At 73.6% G+C, this 1936-nt stretch carries 1 protein-coding gene; it reads left to right on the top strand.

Annotation, left to right across the window (positions count from 1 at the left end; translation table 11 throughout):
* The coding region (locus ABD54_RS28430; RefSeq protein ID WP_160313097.1) for a hypothetical protein at positions 1-1839 on the top strand (1839 nt) is incomplete at its 5' end.
* Positions 1840-1936 lie beyond the last annotated feature (97 nt).

Raw genomic sequence — 1936 nt, 5'->3', positions numbered from 1 at the left:
GTGGGGGCGGGCGGGTGGCTGACCTGGTGCCTGGCCACCACCCCCTGGGACCTGAACACCCTGCTCACCCTGGTGGTCGGGTCGGCGATCTCGGCGGGGCTAGCCCCGCTGACCCGGGGCGGGCGCCCCGCGCACACCGCCCAGGGCGGCGCCCTGGTCCTGAACGCCACCAGCCGCGTTGAGCGCGAGTGGGAACAGCGCCTGGGCCGGATCGTCCACCGGAGCCCGTTCCGGGTCACCCGGACCGAGCCGTGGGAGACCGGGGCCGGGTACACGCTGCACGTGGACCTGCCCTCCGGGATCACCCGCAAGTCCTTGGAGACCTACACCGACGCCCTGGCCGCCGACGCGCGCCTGCCCGAGGGGTGCGGGGTCGAGCTGGACCGCGCCCAGAGCCGGGGCAGCGTGCTGCTGCACGTGGCCACCGTCGACCGGATGCGCGAGTCCATCGACTACCCCCAGGACTACTCCCCGAGGTCGATCCTGGACCCGATCGTGCTGGGCGAGCACCGCGACTCCAGCCCGGCCCAGGTGATGTGGCGCGAGCACAGCGCGCTGTTCGCCGGGCAGCGCGGGTCGGGCAAGACCACGATCCTCAACGTCGCCACGGCCGGGGTCGGCCGGTGCGTGGACGCGCTGATCTGGCACATCGACCTGACCGGCGGCGGCCTGTCCCGGGCGTGGCTGGACCCCTGGCTGCGCGGGGAGGTGGACCGTCCCGCCCTGGACTGGGCGGCGTGCACCCCCGAGGACGCCTACGCGATGGTCAAGGCGGCCCTGGGCATCGCCAAGGGCCGCAAGGCCACCGCGTTCGAGAAGAAGATGGCCGCCGACGTCAGCCTGCTGCCCATCGGGCCGGACCTGCCCGAGATCGTCTTGGTCGCCGACGAAGGCAAGACCCTGCTCAACCCGGCCACCAAGGGCCTGGTCGCCCGCATCCGCGACGGCCTGGAGGAACTCCAGGACATCGCCCGCGACTCGGCGGTCAACACGGTATTGAGCACGCTGCGGGCCACGACCGACACGCTCAACGCCGGGCTGAAGAAGGGCGCTGTCACGAGGGTGGCCATGGCCGGGTCTGATGATGAGGAGCTGGCCTACCTGCTGGGGTGGAAGCGCAACTTGTCCGTGGACGACCTGGCGGGGCCGGGCACGGCCTACCTGACCGATGGCGGGCCCATCCGGCCCATGCGCGGCTACAACCTCACCCCCCGCCGGGTCGCGGAGATCTCCCGCACGATCTCGGCGCGGCGCCCAGAGCTGGAGGAGGAGTCCCTCCCCGTCGCCGGAGCCGCCTACGCCCACCGGTACGAGCGGATGCGGGCCACGTTCGGGGTGCCGGGCGGCGCCCAGACCCTGAACGAGTCCGGCGAGGTCAACGAGGACAGCACCACGTCGGAGGTCGCGGTCCAGGGCGAGCGGCGGCTGCGGGCGGTCCCCGACGCCGCCTCCTGGCTGCGCAACGAACCCGAACCCGCCCCGGCGGCCGAGCCGGAGCCGGTTCGGTCGGACCTGGCGTCGTGGCTGACCCCGACCGAGCAGGCCCAGCCCGCCCCGGCCGGAGCGGGCCGGGCGGCGTGGGACGGGGTGCCCGACATCATCAGCCGGGCGCTGGAGGTCTTCGACCGCCTGGCCGACGACCGGATCCACTCGGAGGACCTGGCGGCCGAGTTGGGGTTCGCCAACGGGTTGGCGTTGGCCGAGGCGCTGCGCCCGGCCGGGGTCAGCCCACTGGCGAACAAGTTCTCACGACGCGGGGTCTCCCGGCGCGGGTACGGACGCGAGGCCTTCGAAACGGTCGCGCACCGTAGCCGCGAGGCGGCTACGCGGCCCGCCTGAGAGGGCGCGCTGACTCCCCCAAAGACTCCCCCGACCCCCACGGCTGGGCTTTGGGGGAGCCCAAAGACCAGCCGTGGGGGTCGGGGGAGTCTTTGGG

The organism is Nocardiopsis sp. RV163, from assembly GCF_001029525.1.
GTDB classification, from domain to species: Bacteria; Actinomycetota; Actinomycetes; order Streptosporangiales; family Streptosporangiaceae; genus Nocardiopsis; species Nocardiopsis dassonvillei.
Note: the sequence above shows the minus strand (reverse complement) of the source record. Positions and strands in the feature narration are given on the sequence as shown.